This is a genomic window from Natrinema sp. LJW11, assembly GCF_056135975.1.
Map to the genome: position 1 here is coordinate 21,860 of NZ_JBWBDM010000005.1, position 15,550 is coordinate 37,409.

Genomic DNA, 15,550 nt, shown 5'->3' on the forward strand with positions numbered 1-15,550 from the left:
AGAGCTGGCCTCGTCTCGGTGCCGATTTCCCGTACTCACCGCTCGGTACGCCCTCCAGATTCGTCGAAACGGCGCCACTATATAACTGTTCGATATACGCCAAATATGTTGGATTCAGGCCGATTTTGAGCGAGACTATGCCAACAGTTTTTAACTTTTGTTTCGTAGGTGATCTCATGGGAGACGAGTTATCACCCCTCAACGAGGTCGAACAGACGGACAAGCGACACGTCTTCGGCACGTGGTCGTTCCAGAGCGAAGTCAGCCCGACGCAAGTCGTCGGCGGTGACGGCGCGAGATTCACGACGGCCGACGGCGAGGAGTACGTCGACCTCTCCGGACAGCTCATGTGCTCCAATCTCGGCCATTCCGCGGACGGCGTCGCGGATGCGATCGCCGAGCAGGCCAGAGAGGGCGCGTACTTCGCGCCCGGCTTCGCGACGGAAGCGCGCGCCCGACTCGGCGAGAAACTGGCCGACGTCACACCGGGAGACCTCACCAAGACGTTCTTCTCGACCAGCGGCACCGAGGCCGTGGAGGCCGCGATCAAAATCGCGCGTTTCTACACTGGAAAGCAGAAGATCATCTCGCGGTATCGCTCCTACCACGGCGCGACCGCCGGTTCGATCAGCGTCACCGGCGACCCGCGGCGGCTGCCGGCCGAACCCGCCGTTCCCGGCGCGATCAAAGCGCCCGACCCGTACGCCTACGGCTCGACGCTCGAGCCGATGGAGAGCCTCGAGTACATCGACGAAATGCTCGAACTCGAGGGCGATACGGTCGCGGCGGTGCTCGTCGAGCCGATCGTCGGCTCGAACGGCATTCTCGTTCCGCCGGACGAGTATCTCCCCGAGCTGAAGCGAATCGCCCACGATCACGGCGCGTTGCTCATCTGTGACGAAGTGATGTCCGGGTTCGGCCGCACCGGCGAGTGGTTCGGCTCCGACGTCTTCGACGTCACCCCCGACATCATGACGATGGCGAAAGGCCTCACCGGCGCGTACGCGCCTCTCGGCGCGACGATCGTCACGCCGGAAATCGCGGACCACTTCGAGGACGAGATGTTCTGTCACGGCCACACGTACGCGGGTCATCCAGTCGCCTGTGCGGCCGGGCTCGCCGCCGTCGAAACCTACGAGGAGGAAAACCTCATCGAGCGCGCGAGCGAGGTCGGTGACGTCCTCGGCGAGCGACTCGCGGAACTCGCCGCGGATCATCCGAGCGTCGGGGAAGCGCGCGGCGTCGGGCTCTTCCGCGGTCTCGAACTCACCAAGTCTGCCGACGAACGCGTGCCGTTCGGGAAGCGATCGGACAAGATTTCGACGGGGACGACGGTCGTGGACGAAGTGGCCGCCCGCGCCCGCGATAACGGCGTCTACGTCGCGAACATGATCAACACGCTCATCATCGCGCCGCCGCTGGTACTGACGGAAACGGACCTCGAGCGGAGTATCGAGGCGTTAGACGCGGCGCTCGAGCACTCCGACGCCGCGATGGAGGGCTAAACGGATGCGCGAGCTCCCGCCGGCGTACGGCGGCGAAATCCTCCACGTCGACCTCGAGAGCGGCGAGAGCGAGCCCGAGGAACTCGCGCCGGAGGACGCGCGCCTGTTCCTCGGCGGCAACGGCCTCGCGGTCAAGCTCGTCGCCGAACACGTCCCCGCGTCGGCCGACGCGTTCGACTCGGAGAACGTCGTCGTCTTCGCGGTCGGCCCGATGAACGCCACGCCGTTCCAGAGCACGAGTCGCGGCGTCGTCGGGTTCGTCAGCCCGATGACCGACGGATTCTTCGACAGCACGTTCGGCGGAACGTTCCCGCGAGCCCAGAAGACGACGGGGTTCGACGCGATCGCGTTACACGGCTCGGCCGACGACCTCTCGTACGTCACCATCACGGCGGACGGCGCGACCGTCGAACCCGCCGCCGACATGGCCGGCTTGGACACGTACGAGACCTGCGAGCGGGTACGCGAACGAGAGGGCGTCGGCTACGACACGCACGTCATCGCCGCCGGCCCGGCCGGCGAGAACCGAGTGCGCTACGCCTGCCTGTTGCACGAGTCGAAACGGCGCGAGGGCGTCGCCGGTCGGGGCGGCAGCGGGGCGGTTCTCGGCTCCAAGAACGTGAAAGCCGTCGCCGTCCGGGAGGGCGACTTCGAGCCAGAACTCGCGGCACCCGATCGGCTCCGGACGCTCGCTACCGGGCGGATGAAACCGCTGATGGAGGGGACCGAGATGCTGCAAGACTACGGGACCGCCGGCCTCGTGAACCCGGTCAACGAGACGGGAAAGCTCGGCCAGCGAAACAACCAAACCGAGCGGACGTCCCGGGGGAACGCGGAGGCGATCAGCGGCGAACTGCTCCGCGAGGAGTTCGTCACCGAGGACACCACGTGCGCCAACTGCGCGGTCGCCTGCGGGAAACACGTCGCGGTCCAGTCGGAGGGGATCACCGAGGCGAAGATTCCGGAGTTCGAGAGCCTGTTCGGGACCGCGACGATGCAGGAGGTGTACGACATCAAGCGCGTGATGAAAGCGAACGACCTGTGCGACCGGCTGGGGATGGACACCATCAGCTGGGGCGTGACCGTCGCGTTCGCGCGGGAGTGCTACGAGGAAGGGCTGCTGCCCGCGGACGCCTCGCCGCACCTCGAGTTCGGCGACGCCGACGGTCTCGTGGAACTCGCCGAAGCGACCGCGCGACGGGACGGGATCGGCGATCGACTCGCGGCGGGCTCGTTCCGATTCGCCGACTCGCTGGACGACTCGGCGGAGCGGTACCTGCACGGGGCGAAGGGGCTGGAGTTCGCGGCCCACTCCCCGCGGGGTCTCAAGGGGATGTCGATCGGCTACGCGACCGCGACTCGAGGCGGGTCACACCACGACACGCGTCCGACGCTCCAGTACCAGGGGGAACACGACGAAACGACGGACGGGACCGCCGAGTTCGCCGCTCGCTCGCAGCACTTCACGGCCGTCGGCGACTCGCTGACCCAGTGTCGCTTCGTCAGCGAGGGCGGATGGGGCGAGCGACTGAACGAGCGCTACAGCGACGCGGTGAACGCCGCGACCGGCTGGGACCTCGATACGGCCGAACTCGAGCGGATCGGCGAACGCATCTACAATCTGGAGCGACTCGTCAACGTTCAGCGCGGGATCGCCAGTCGCGCGGAGGACACGCTCCCCTACCGCGTCATGCACGAGGCGATTCCCGACGGGCCGTCGGCCGGAATGTTCTGTCCGCCGTCGGAGCTCGAGGCGATGCTGGACGAGTACTACGCGTTCCGCGGCTGGGACGACGACGGCGTTCCGACCGACGAGACGCTCGAGCGACTCGAGCTTTCCCCGTTCGCGAACTGAGCGGGCGGAGTGCACCGTCCCCTTTTCCTCGACCGCTCGGACGGTCCGGTGTACTGATACCGAATTTCGCCGACGCAGCCCCTGAGTCGATCGACTAGCGCGACGGCTCGAGACCGGAGGGAATGAACTATTACAGTTCGGCCGTATCGGTAGACGTGATGGCATCTGATCCGGAGTACGCAGTCACTGCTGAACTAGATGTGATGGTCGAGATGCGCGACGGTGTCGAACTGGCGACCGACGTCTACCGCCCGGCCGACCCCGACACGGGAGAACCGATCGACGACCCCAAGCCCGCGCTCCTCGACCGAACACCCTACGGGAAGCGGGGACGCATGGAACGACACGGCGAGTGGTTCGCCGAGCGCGGCTACGTCGTCGCGATTCAGGACTGCCGGGGTCGCTTCGACAGCGGCGGCGAGTACTACATCTTCGTCAACGAGCCCGAGGACGGCTACGACACCGTCGAGTGGCTCGCCGAGCGGCCCTACTGTGACGACCAGGTCGGGACGATCGGGACCTCCTACGGCGCGTGGGTGCAGAACGCGCTCGCCACGCAGGACCCGCCACATCTCGAGGCCATGTTCATCAATCAGGGAGCCGCCAACGGACGGAAGGCGACGTTCCGACACAACGGCGCCTTCGAGCTCCGGTGGCTCTGCTGGGCGTACACCCTCGGCGGCGGGTTCGCCAAGCGGGCGCTCGAGGATTCGAACATTCAGCAGCGACTCGCCAACGTCGACGTTCGAGACGTCCTGGAGAACGGGCCGATCCAGCCGGGGCAGTCGCCGCTGCGGCACATCCCCGACTACGAGGAGTGGACGTTCGACATCATGACGCAGGGGGCCGCGAGCGACGAACTCTGGCAGGAGCCGGGGCTCAACTTCGAGGCGTACTATGGCGAGTCGGCGGACGTTCCCACCGTCTATTCGGGCGCGTGGTACGACTCCTACACGAAGGCGACCTGCGACAACTTCGAGGCCCTCGCCGAGCGCAAGGACAGCGACCACTACCTCCTGATGGGGCCGTGGACCCACGGCTGGAACACCTATCCCCTGCCCTCGTGGAACAAGTCCTACTCCGGCGAACTCGAGTTCGGCGAGCGGGCCCTGCGCGACTACCAGGAGACGCGGCTGCGCTTTTTCGATCACTACCTCAAGGGCGCGGACACCTGGGGCGACCAGCCGACGGTCCAGTACTTCCAGATGGGGACCGGCGACGGCTCGCAGACGCGCGACGGACGGCTCTTCCACAGCGGCGAGTGGCGCTCGGGCGAGGAGTGGCCCCTGCCGGACACCGAGTTCACGACCTACTACATCCACGAGGACGGCCGGCTGTCGACGGAGGAACCGACCGTCCGGGACGCCGCGACGAGTTACGAGTTCGATCCGAGCGATCCGGTCCCCACCCTCGGGGGCAACTGCTCGTCGTACATCACCTACGAACCGCGAGACGAGAACCTCATCGAGTACCCGCTCGCCAATCGAAACCTGCAGGACATCACCGGCCGCGGCGGCTTCGACCAGCGCACCCGCCCCGATACGCTCGGCGCCGAGTCGCCGTACGGTCCCCTCGAGGAGCGCAACGACGTCCTCGTCTACCGGACGCCGCCCCTCGAGGAGGACCTCGAGATCACGGGACCGATCCGCGTGAGCGTCTTCGGCTCGACCGACGCGCCCGACACCGACTTCACGGCGAAACTGATCGACGAGTACCCGCCCAGCGAGGAGTTCCCGAACGGCTTCGCGGTTAACCTCGCCGACTCCATCTGTCGCGGGCGCTACCGGGGCTACCGGGACGAGCCCGACCTGCTCGAGCCCGGCGAGGTCTACGAGTTCGAGATGGAGCCGTACCCGACGGCGAACGTCTTCAAGGCGGGCCACCGCATCCGCCTGGACATCTCCTCGTCGAACTACCCGCGCTTCGACGTGAACCACAACACCGGCGGGCCGCTGTACGGCGACCGCGAGTCCGAAATCGCGACCAACACGGTCCACCACGACGCCGAGTACGCGACGCACGTCGAACTGCCGGTGCAGCCGCGATAACGCGTTCGCGGTCGCGGTTGATCCCCCGTCGGCGTGATCGCCGTCGGACGCGGGACCACGCGCTCACTCGAGGCGCACGCGATCACTTCTCGTCGTCATTCTCGGTATCGGAGCATCGACTTCGGTTCAGCGACCGATCGTCGCCAGCCAGAGGAGCCAGACCGCCGCGACGGTCAGCCCCATCGCCCCGAACCCCGCGGCGTAGCTCTCCGTCGCGGTCAACAGCCGGCCCACGAGCCACGGGTACGCCAGCGCGCCGCCGTTGCCCACGAGTAGCATTCCCGACAGCGTCACGCCGGGGTCGTCTGCCAGCTCGGAGAACGCGAGACTGAACAGCGGTCCGAACGGGATCCCGAAGCCGAACCCGGTCAACACGAGTCCGATCCCGATCCCCGGTTCGGAGCCGGTCGCGATCGCCGCCGCCAGTCCGACGAGGACGAGCGCCAGTCCCAGCAGCGTGCCCGCGACGGTCGCTCGCTCCCCGTAGCCTCGAGAGAGCCAGCCGCCGAGCCCCCGACCGAGCACCGTCGCCAGAGCGAATCCGACGAGCACGGCGATCGCGGGGAGCGCAACCCCCGAAAGGAGCTCCGCGTACCAGGTCGAGGCCACCATGAGAAACCCGAACGTCGCCATGTTCCCGAGCCCGAGCGCGAGGCCGCTCGCGGACGTGAACGGGTCGAGATACGCGCGAATAGGCGTCTTCGCGTTCGCGCTGACGGCCGGCAACCGACTCGCCAACGCGCCTCCCGAGAGGGCGACGATAGCCGCAACGACGGCGGGGAGCGTCGGTCCGAGCGCGGCGACGGCGACGGGACCGACCGCCAGTCCGCAGGCCAGTCCGAGCGTGAACAGCGCGCCGAGCATCCCCTGGGCAGTCGCGGTGTCCGCGCCGGTCGTCCGCAATCCGACGTACTTCATGCCGCCGACGAACGCCGTCCCTTGACCGAGGCCCAGGAGGAGCCGCGAGACGTACGTGGCCTCGAGGGTCACCGCGCCGCCGAGGGCGATTCCGACGCCGGCGACGGCGAATCCGAGCACCGCGACGCGTTCGACGGGGGCCGTCCGCGTCAGTCGATCGGCGGGAACGACGACGAGGAGCTGTCCGAGGAGAAAGAGCGACATGCCGAACCCGGCCGCGTCGGGCGAGACGCCGCGAGCGATGAGCGCGGAGACGTACGCGCCGTAGCCGCCGACGGCGAGTCCGAGACCGAACAGCCCCAGCCCGATCTCGCCGATGGCTGTCCAGGGGACGGTCTGTGACTCGTCACTGAACGACCTTTGCCGTAACACGTGGCCGGCTAAACATCGGATCTACAAAAAGCGTCGTATCACGGCAGTGGCGACGGCTTCGCCGTGGCAACTGGCGGTTGGGTCCTCCCGTTCAGCCACATCGAACCGAATCGCGCCGAGAATCTCCCAAAAATATACATTTCCAGTATTTGTGGTGGTATCCGTTGCAATGGCAGACGCAAACATGCACGGTCAGTCTTCAGACTCGAGTGCTGACAACGATATCGTTCGATACGGAATCGACGACGAACCGCCCCTTTCGGAGGCCATCCCGCTCGGGATTCAACACCTGCTCGCGATGTTCCTCTCGACGGTCGCGCTCCCGCTCGTCATCGCCGGAGCGATCGGACTCGGGCCGAGCGAGACCACCTTCATCGTGCAGATGGCGTTGCTCGTCGCCGGACTCGCCACGATCGTGCAGGTGTATTCGGTCGGACCGGTCGGTTCCCGTCTCCCCATCGTCATGGGAACGAGCGCCATCTTCGTCACGCCCCTGATCGACATCGGGAACTCGTTCGGGATCGCCGCGATCTTCGGTGCCGTCATCGTCGCCGCTCCCGTCGAGATCGTCATCGGTTACTTCTACGACGACCTCCGGTCGTTGTTTCCCCCGCTCGTGACGGGCGTGGTCGTCATGCTCGTCGGGCTGACGCTCGTCCCGACGGCGATCCAGTACTCCGCCGGGGGGCCGGGCGCCGAGTCCTACGGCGACCTCGTGAACCTCGGTGTCGCCGGACTCGTGTTTCTGATCGCGGTCCTGTTCAACCAGTACTTCGATAACTTCCTCTCGGTCGCGAGCGTGCTCGTCGCGGTCCTCGTCGGCTACCTGGTGGCCGCGCCGCTCGGCCTGCTCGATCTCTCCGGCGTCGCCGACGCCGGGTGGGTGGCCGTCCCGATGCCGCTCGAGTTCGGCGTCGAGTTCCACCCGAGCGCGATCGTCATCGCCGCGTTCGCGTACGTCGTCACCGCCATGGAGACGATCGGCGACGTGGAGGGGACTACCGGAACGGTCGGCCGCCGTGCGACTTCGGAGGAGATGCGGGGCGGCCTGTTGGCCGACGGCGTGATGAGCATGATCGCGGGCGTGTTCAACGCCTTCCCGAACACGTCGTTCTCCCAGAACGTCGGGCTGATCGGCTTTACCGGCGTCGCGAGTAAGTTCGTCGTCGCGATCTGCGGGGGCTTCCTCGTCGTGCTCGGCCTGATTCCGAAAGTCGCCGCGATCATCTCGGCGATGCCCGAACCCGTCCTCGGCGGCGCGGCGATCATCCTCTTCGGGATGATCTTTTCGATCGGACTCAGACTCGTCGCCGAGAACGTGGAACTGACGCAGCGGAACCTGACGATCATCGCCGCTTCGATCGTGCTCGGTCTCGGCGTCGAGGTGCAGTCGGACGCGCTCGCGCAGTTCCCCGACGATCTTCAGGTGCTGCTCGGCTCCGGCCTGCTCGTCGGCGGCGTCACCGCACTGATATTGAACGCGATCATCCCCGGTGACGGCGGCCTCGAGTCGGCCGACACCGACGCCTGAGTCGGCTGCTATCCGTTTTTTCGTCGGTGAGAAACCCGCTCGGTCAACCTCGCCTCTGCTCCGCCGTGCCCGCCGTTAGGGTTCGAGAACGACCATCCCGTAACTCTCGCCCGCCCGAATCCGCTCGTGGACGGCGGGGACGTCCCCGAGGCCGACTCGCTCGGTGACGACGGGGTCGATGCGGCCGTCGGCCAGCAATCGCGCGGCCCTGACGACCTCGTCCTTCGTCGCGTACCGCGATCCGCTGATTGCGGCCTCCTTCACGACGAACTCCCGTAGCGGCGGCGCGAACGAGCGCTCGTGATGGGTCGTCAGCGAAATTAGTTGCCCACCCATCGCGAGTGACTCCCAGGCGTCCGCGAGCGTATCCGCGTTCCCGACCGTGTCGACGACGACCGTCGGTCCGTCGCCGTCGGGCGTCGCCTCGCGGAGCCGCGCCGCGACGTCGTCGCCGCGGACGTCGATCGGCTGCACCGCCGGACCGGTGACCGAATCGACGTGTGCGAGCCGGTCGTCCGCGACGTCGGCCGCCAGCACGCGTGCGCCCCTGAGCGCGGCCAACTGCGAGAGGTGGATGCCGACGCGACCGGCCGCACCGATGACGAGCACCGTATCGGCGTCGTCGATCTCGGCCCGACGACAGATGTGCAGCGGCGTGGCGAGTCCGTCCGCGGCGATCGCGCCGTCGACGAAGCTGGCCCCGTTCGGGAGCGGGAGCGCGTTCGAGGCGGGGATCACCGCTCGCTCGGCGTACGCGCCGTCTCGAGTGGCGCCGTACCAGCCCTCGACGTTCGCACACTGATTCGTCGCGCCGCGCCGACACGCGTCGCACTCGCCGCAGGTGAGATAGAAGTACGCCAGCACGCGATCGCCCGGCACGATTCCCGACACGTCGTCGCCGACCTCGTCGACGATGCCCGCGAACTCGTGACCCGGCACCCGCGGCGTGAGCGTCGGATCGTCTTCGAGGCCGCCCTGAATCGAGTTCTCGATCGTTCGAGTGACGCCGCAGGCGCGGACGTCAACGCGAACCTCTCCCGAGCCCGGCTCCGGTTCGGGGACCGTTTCGACCGCCAGCGATCCGCCCCAGTCGTCGAGGATACACGCCTTCATATCACCGATAACGTGTTCGAACCGATAATAGCGTTCCCCTCGCGGCAGTCGTTCCCGAATTCCGGACAGTCGAGGAAGTACTACGTCGCTCGCCACCCAACTACTGACTATGCCCGAACGGATCCTCGTCCCCGTCGACGGCTCGAACAGGTCGGAAGAGGCACTCGAGTACGCGATCGAAACGTTCCCGGACGCATCGATCACGGCCGTCCACGTCATCGAGGCGGGGCACGGCGACATCGGGGCGTTCTCCGGAATGACCGGCGATATTCCCGACGACGGTCCGGAACACGAGCGAGCCGAGGAGATCCTCGAATCCGCTCGTCAGTTCGCGGCGGAGCGCGGAACCGAGATCGGGACCGAACGCGGCCGGGGCCGACCGGATCGACTGATCGTCAAGCGCGCCGAGGACGGCGATTACGATACGATCGTCATTGGTAGCCACGGTCGGAACGGCGTCGCTCGCGTCCTCCTCGGAAGCGTCGCGGAAAAAGTCGTGCGGCGGTCGTCCGTCCCCGTCCTCGTCGTTCGATAGATCGACCGCGGAACCGACGCCGGTATCGGCCCGTTTTTCGGACGGTCAGACTCGGTCGGCGTCCTCGGGAACCCGGTGAGACGGGAGGAGACCGGTCTCCTCGAGGGCGTAGTAGCCGACGACGTGTACGACTGCGGCCGCGATCATCCCGTTGAGCGCCGCCATGCCCGGAACCGGCGCCGGTGTCGTGACGCCCGGGAGCACCGATCCGGCGGTCAGGACCGCGACGAGGCACCCGACGACGTACGCGAGCACGCCCGTCCACCGGACGCTCGTAAACCGAACGTCGTCCATCCGGGGGATCCCGGCGCGCCAGCAGAGCAGGAAATCGGCGATGATGATCGCGCCGAGGGGCGGGACGTACTGGCCGAGGAGTTCGAGCCACGGCAGGAGGAGCCCGTCGGCGCCGGCCAGCGCGAGGAGAATTCCGACCGCACAGCCGACGATGACGAACGGTCGCTTGCGATCGAAGCCGAACGCCTCGGCCCCGGCGACGCTGAACGCGTAGGCGGCGTTGTCGTTCGTCGTCCAGATGTTCAGGATCAACGCGATCAGGCCGACGCTCGCGAGCCCCTGTGCGACCAGGACTTCGTAGAGGTCGCCCGCGGGCGTCACGTCGTAGACGGCACCGCCCACCGCGCCGCTGAGAAAGAGGAAGCTGTTACCCACGAGGAACGCGATCAATCCGGCCCAGAAGGCGACTCGGGAGTTGACGGCGAAGCGCGCCCAGTTCGGCGCCTGCGTGCCCGCGCTGATGAACGTCCCGACGACGATCGTCACCGCGAGACCGAACGTCATCTCGCCCCCGCCGGTCTGGGACAGGAGGCCGTCGATCCCGCCCGCGTCGCCGACGGCGAGCCAGATCGAGAGCAGCCCCACGATCACGAGAAACGGCACCGCCACGTACGAGAGCTTCTCCATCCCGTCGTACCCGAAGTACGCGGTCGACATGTGTAACAGCCCCCAGATGAGCACCAGTGCGCTGACCATCGCCGCGTTCTCGAGGCCGAGATACGTCGCCGTCGGGACCGCGACCATCGGAATCGTCACGCCGAACCAGCCGACCTGCGTGCCGCCCAACAGGAGGTCCGCCCACTTGGCGCCGATCCGACCGAACGAGTATCGTGCCAGCAGAACGGTCGTGAGCCCCGCCTTCGCGGAGATCCCACAGAGGAGCGCGACGTACCCCCCGAGGATGATGTGGCCCACGACCATCGCGGTGAGCATCTCTTCGAACCCCATCGCCGCGCTGACTTCCGCGCCCGCCCACATCGTCCCCGCGAAGAAGACGAGTCCGAGCAGGACCGCCGAGAGGCTGATCAGTCCCTTTCGTTCGCCCTTCGGGACGTGGTCGAGCGGATAGTCGGGATCCGGGAGGTTCTCGTCACCGAAGACGATGCGACGCCAGTCGAATCCACCGTCGGATGTTGCCATGACACATGGTTCTCGATTCCGTGATAATCAATCTTTCTGACAGTGAGGGGATACGACTATCGACTGCCGCCTATTCGTCCAAAGATTAGCCGATACAATGCCAAATCACAACTCGCGGTACTATTATTACCGTGGACTAGAATCGATGCGTATGACCTCGTGGATCATCACCGACGCCACTACCGTCGACGGGTCGTCGATCGACATCGAGATCGAAGACGGGCGCATCACGCGCCTCGAGGCGGCCGGATCGATCGATCCGACGGCCGTTCCGGAGTCCCGGCGCTACGACGCAGACGGGCGGCTCGTGACGCCGTCGCTGACCGAACCGCACATCCACCTGGACGCGACGCTCACCGCGGGTCAGCCCGAGTGGAACGATTCGGGGACCCTCGCGGAGGGGATCCGCATCTGGGGCGACCGGAAGGGGGCTCTCGAGGCCGACGACGTGAAAGCGCGGGCCGAGCGGGCGGTCGAGTGGCTCGCAGCCCACGGCGTCACCCGCGTCAGGACCCACGCCGACACGACGGAGGAGTCGCTGACCGGCGTCAGGGCCCTGCTCGAGCTCCGAGAGGTGGTCTCGGACCTCGTCGATCTGCAGGTCGTCGCGTTCCCACAGGACGGTATTTTCACCGATCCGGCTCACGAGGACCTGCTCCGGGAGGCGCTCGAGCTGGGCGCGGACGTCGTCGGTGGGATTCCGCACAACGAACACACCCGCGAGGACGGCGTCGCCTCGGTCGAACTCGCGATGGACCTCGCCGAGCGGTACGATCGACCCGCCGATCTCCACATCGACGAGACGGACGATCCGGGCTCGCGGTTTACCGAAGTGCTCGCCAGCGAGGCGATCAAGCGCGGCATCGGCGACCGGGTGACGGCGAGCCACGCGACGGCGATGCACTCCTATCCGAACAGTTACGCGGCGAAGGTGACCGCCTTGCTCGCCGAAAGCGGTATCGACGTGGTCACGAACCCGCCGGACAACGCGGTGTTACAGGGACGGTACGACGACTACCCGCGGCGTCGCGGCCACACCAGAATCGACGAACTGCGCGAGGCGGGCGTCACCGTCGGGCTCGGGCACGACTCCGTGATGGATCCGTGGTATCACTACGGCCGCGGCGATCCCCTCGACGCCGCCTTCGTTCTCGTCCACTACGCGCACATGAGCGGCCGCGGCGACGTCGAACCGATCTGGGACATGCTCACGGCGGCGAACGCGAGCGTCTTCGGGGTCGACGACGACGGCCTCTCAGTCGGGGCCGACGGATCGCTCGTCGTCTACGACGCGCCGGACGCGTTCAACGCGCTTCGAACGCGTGCACCGCGAACGCTGGTCCTCAAGGAGGGGCGCGAGATCGCCCGGACGGACCCGGCGAGCACGCACGTCGTTCGCGACGAGGGGACTCGTTCGGTCGATTTCCAGCGATAACCGCGAGTCGATCCCGCTCCGTTTTCGGCATCGTTCCGCCCGCTTCCCGTTCGGTTCCTGTGAGACGCCAAACCGGGGAACGGCTCGCTACCGGACTCGAGGAACGACCAAAAAACGAACTGCAGCGACCGGATTACTTGAACGCGACGACGCGAGAGACGCTGGATTCCCCGCCGCGGAAGCGCCACGGGAAGGTCCCGATCTGGACGCGCTCGTTCAGCAGTTCCTCGGGAACCTGCGCGTTCTCGACGTGGATGATCCCCTCGGGGAAGAGCTCGTTGTGCATGAGCTGGTAGCCCTCGGGCGGGAAGACCTCGTCGAGATCGTCGACGCCGAAGTGGTCGGCCGCTTCCTCGGCGAGTTCGGGTCGAATCTCCTGGATGACCGTGTTCATCGGGTGATCGGCGCTCCCGCAGTCCAGGATGAGGTAGTTGAGGTTCATCTCCTTGCACCAGTCGGCGAACTCCGCGTTCGGACCGGGGTGCTTACAGAAGTAGCGGTGGGGATCCGCCTCCTCGGTGTGCCAGGCGTAGTCCTGGTAGCCCGTGTGGATGAACAGGATGTCGCCTTCTTGGACGTCACAGACGTCCTCGATCATCTCGCTGGTGTAGACGTCGTAGTCGCCGACCTTGTCGGAGATGTCGGCGACGACCGCGTCACCGACGAGCTCGTCGAGGCCGACCTCTTCGATGTCCCGGCCGTGAGCGACGAAGTGTTTCTCGCCGTCGAGGTGCGTCCCGGTGTGGTTCATGAACTCGATCTTCTGCCCGTTCACCTTCTCGGTGTCCAGGCTCTTTTCGTACCAGACCTTGGGATTGTCGTACGTCGGCCACGCTGGCGTGTCAACTGACCACGGCTGCGTCAAATCGTACATCTCGTAGCCATCGAGCATGGATACTACTTTCCGGGCATTTCACTTAAACCTACGTAAACCGGGCAGTCGGATGGCCCGCGGGTAGCCGGCCGCTATCGAACGGATCTCCGGACGCCCGATACGGACTCGGTCAGCCGGTTTCTCCCAACGCGTTGTAACAACCTTTATTAGTGCAGTTGACCAAATCGTTTGGTATCCGTGTGACAGACCCATGATTACCCATACCACCCACACGCATCGGTTCAGTTTCGACTGCCAGCGGGCCGCTATCGGCTCCACGATCACCCGCCTCGAGGGAGTATGAAGCCAGCACCGTTCACCCACCACCGACCGGAGACGGTCGACGAAACCCTCGAGGCGCTCGAGGAACTCGAGGACGCCGAACTCCTCGCGGGGAACCAGTCGCTCGGCATCGTGATGGCGAACCGACTGGCGACGCCCGACCACCTCGTCGATCTCAACGGCGTCGACGAACTGGCGTTCATCGACGCGGACGACGACGCGGTCCGGATCGGGGCGATGACCCGGCACCGAACGATCGAGCGCTCCGAGAGACTCGCCGAGTGCATGCCGATGCTCCCCGAGGCCGCCGGACAGATCGCGGGCCCGTCGGTTCGCAATCAGGGGACGCTGGGCGGAAGCATCGGTGAAGCCGACCCGGCCGGGAACTATCCCGCAGCGCTGGCGGCGCTCGAGGGGACGATTCACCTCCGCTCGCTCGAGGGAACTCGCGACGTCCCCGTCGACGAGTACTTCATCGCCTACATGTTCACGGACCTCCGCGAGGAGGAACTCATCGAGTCCGTCTCGATCCCGACGGAGCCGTTCCCGCCCGAGCGAACCGGGATGACGTTCCTCGAACTCAAACGGGCGGCCCAGACGTTCCCGACCGTCAGCGCGGCGACCTCGATTCGGGTCGACGATCCGACCGCGGACGAACCGGTCGTCGAGGACGCCCGGATCGCCATGGCGAACGCCGCCGACATCCCGCTCCGCGTCGAGGACGCTGAGGCCCACGTCGAAGGCGGTTCCCTCTCGGACGAGGCTCTCGAGGCGGTCGTGGAGACCGTCGCGTCAGCGGTCACCCCCGAATCTGAGATGCACGCCGATCGGGACTACAAGGAGGAAGTGGCCGGCGAGTACGCCAAACGCTCGCTCGAAACATCGTACGAACGCGCAGTAGCGACGGAGACATAATGTTAGAATTCACCGGCGAAAACGAGATGGAACAGTCGAAAGATGAACTCTGGCCGTACTTCACGGACACCGATATCCTCGCGGAGTGCGCGCCCGGCTGCAAGGAGATGACCCTCGTTTCCCCACACGAGATCGAGGCGGTCATGGCCGTCGGCGTCGGGAGCGTCAAGCCCGAATTCGACGTCGACGTCGTCGTCACTCGCGCCGATCGTCCGGACGTCCTCGAGATGAAAGCGGTCGGCCACGCGCCGCGAAACGAGTTCGAGACGGTCGCGAAGATGGAGCTGAAAGAAAACGCCGACGGCGGCACGACCGTCGTCTGGTCGGCGACCGCCGACGTCTCCGGAACGATCGCGAGTCTCGGCGGCCGCGCGCTCAAGAGCGTCACCAAACGGCTGGTGAAGAAGTTCTTCTCGAAGATGCAGGCGAAAGCCGACGAGGGCGTCGAGGCCGAGGCCGAACTCGAGGCCGCGCCCGAAGAAGACGCCACGCTCGAGACGGACGACTAGTCGCCCAGTTTTCGGCCGACCGCGGCCCCCATTTCGGTTCGTGCGATGAATTCTCGCTCGAGTATCGACTCTCGGCGGTCGACTGCCGGTTCGACGACGCGTTCTCGAGTCGTCCGGTCGCCGGGCTGTGGAGAGAAATGACGCTCGCTGCTCGGCTAGCACTGTCGCTGCTCGGCCACTACTGCCGGTTTCGTTCGGATAGCGCGAAGGCGTTCGTGCGGATA

At 66.4% G+C, this 15,550-nt stretch carries 12 protein-coding genes; 8 read left to right on the forward strand and 4 right to left on the reverse strand.

The genetic code is table 11. The features are described from left to right. Positions 1-176: 176 nt before the first annotated feature. From AC0QDI_RS14375 to AC0QDI_RS14385, 3 genes are all read left to right on the forward strand, one after another. A complete protein-coding gene (locus tag AC0QDI_RS14375) occupies positions 177-1,505 on the forward strand; it encodes an aminotransferase family protein (protein ID WP_474669299.1) in 1,329 nt (442 codons plus the stop codon). A 4-nt stretch (positions 1,506-1,509) separates the two neighbouring features. Next, positions 1,510-3,360, forward strand: coding sequence for an aldehyde ferredoxin oxidoreductase family protein (locus tag AC0QDI_RS14380; RefSeq protein WP_474669301.1), 1,851 nt, complete (start codon positions 1,510-1,512; stop codon positions 3,358-3,360). A 158-nt stretch (positions 3,361-3,518) separates the two neighbouring features. Continuing rightward, entirely contained in the window at positions 3,519-5,408 is a 1,890-nt protein-coding gene (locus AC0QDI_RS14385; protein ID WP_474669303.1) for a CocE/NonD family hydrolase, read from the forward strand. Between the two features lie 126 nt (positions 5,409-5,534). Here AC0QDI_RS14385 and AC0QDI_RS14390 read toward each other — a convergent pair whose 3' ends face one another. Further along, positions 5,535-6,698, reverse strand: a complete 1,164-nt coding sequence (locus AC0QDI_RS14390; RefSeq protein ID WP_474669305.1) for an MFS transporter — start codon at positions 6,696-6,698, stop codon at positions 5,535-5,537. Between the two features lie 169 nt (positions 6,699-6,867). Here AC0QDI_RS14390 and AC0QDI_RS14395 point away from each other — a divergent pair, with 169 nt between their 5' ends. Beyond that, on the forward strand, positions 6,868-8,229 hold the full coding sequence (locus AC0QDI_RS14395; RefSeq protein WP_474669307.1) for a uracil-xanthine permease family protein: 1,362 nt from the start codon (positions 6,868-6,870) through the stop codon (positions 8,227-8,229). Between the two features lie 75 nt (positions 8,230-8,304). Here the strand turns inward: AC0QDI_RS14395 and AC0QDI_RS14400 are convergent, their stop codons facing one another. Next, on the reverse strand, positions 8,305-9,342 hold the full coding sequence (locus AC0QDI_RS14400; protein ID WP_474669309.1) for an alcohol dehydrogenase catalytic domain-containing protein: 1,038 nt from the start codon (positions 9,340-9,342) through the stop codon (positions 8,305-8,307). 109 nt (positions 9,343-9,451) lie between these two features. On the opposite strand from AC0QDI_RS14400, the gene AC0QDI_RS14405 reads away from it, so the two are divergent. Then, a complete protein-coding gene (locus AC0QDI_RS14405; RefSeq protein ID WP_474669311.1) occupies positions 9,452-9,877 on the forward strand; it encodes a universal stress protein in 426 nt (141 codons plus the stop codon). 45 nt (positions 9,878-9,922) lie between these two features. Here the strand turns inward: AC0QDI_RS14405 and codB are convergent, their stop codons facing one another. After that, positions 9,923-11,311: a cytosine permease gene (codB, locus tag AC0QDI_RS14410; RefSeq protein ID WP_474669313.1), complete on the reverse strand. Its 1,389-nt coding sequence runs from the start codon at positions 11,309-11,311 to the stop codon at positions 9,923-9,925. Positions 11,312-11,462: 151 nt separating this feature from the next. On the opposite strand from codB, the gene AC0QDI_RS14415 reads away from it, so the two are divergent. Further along, positions 11,463-12,746, forward strand: coding sequence for a cytosine deaminase (locus tag AC0QDI_RS14415; protein ID WP_474669315.1), 1,284 nt, complete (start codon positions 11,463-11,465; stop codon positions 12,744-12,746). A 133-nt stretch (positions 12,747-12,879) separates the two neighbouring features. Here AC0QDI_RS14415 and AC0QDI_RS14420 read toward each other — a convergent pair whose 3' ends face one another. Beyond that, positions 12,880-13,638 carry a cyclase family protein gene (locus AC0QDI_RS14420; protein WP_474669317.1) on the reverse strand — a complete coding sequence of 253 codons (759 nt, stop codon included), beginning with the start codon at positions 13,636-13,638 and terminating at the stop codon, positions 12,880-12,882. A gap of 282 nt (positions 13,639-13,920) precedes the next feature. Between AC0QDI_RS14420 and AC0QDI_RS14425 the strand changes: the two genes are divergently transcribed. Both AC0QDI_RS14425 and AC0QDI_RS14430 read left to right on the forward strand, forming a co-directional pair. Next, positions 13,921-14,817 (forward strand): FAD binding domain-containing protein, encoded by an 897-nt coding sequence (locus AC0QDI_RS14425; protein ID WP_474669319.1) that lies wholly within the window; start codon positions 13,921-13,923, stop codon positions 14,815-14,817. Then, positions 14,817-15,326 carry a CoxG family protein gene (locus AC0QDI_RS14430; RefSeq protein ID WP_474669321.1) on the forward strand — a complete coding sequence of 170 codons (510 nt, stop codon included), beginning with the start codon at positions 14,817-14,819 and terminating at the stop codon, positions 15,324-15,326. Before AC0QDI_RS14425 ends, AC0QDI_RS14430 begins: the two co-directional genes overlap by 1 nt. Positions 15,327-15,550: the final 224 nt, after the last annotated feature.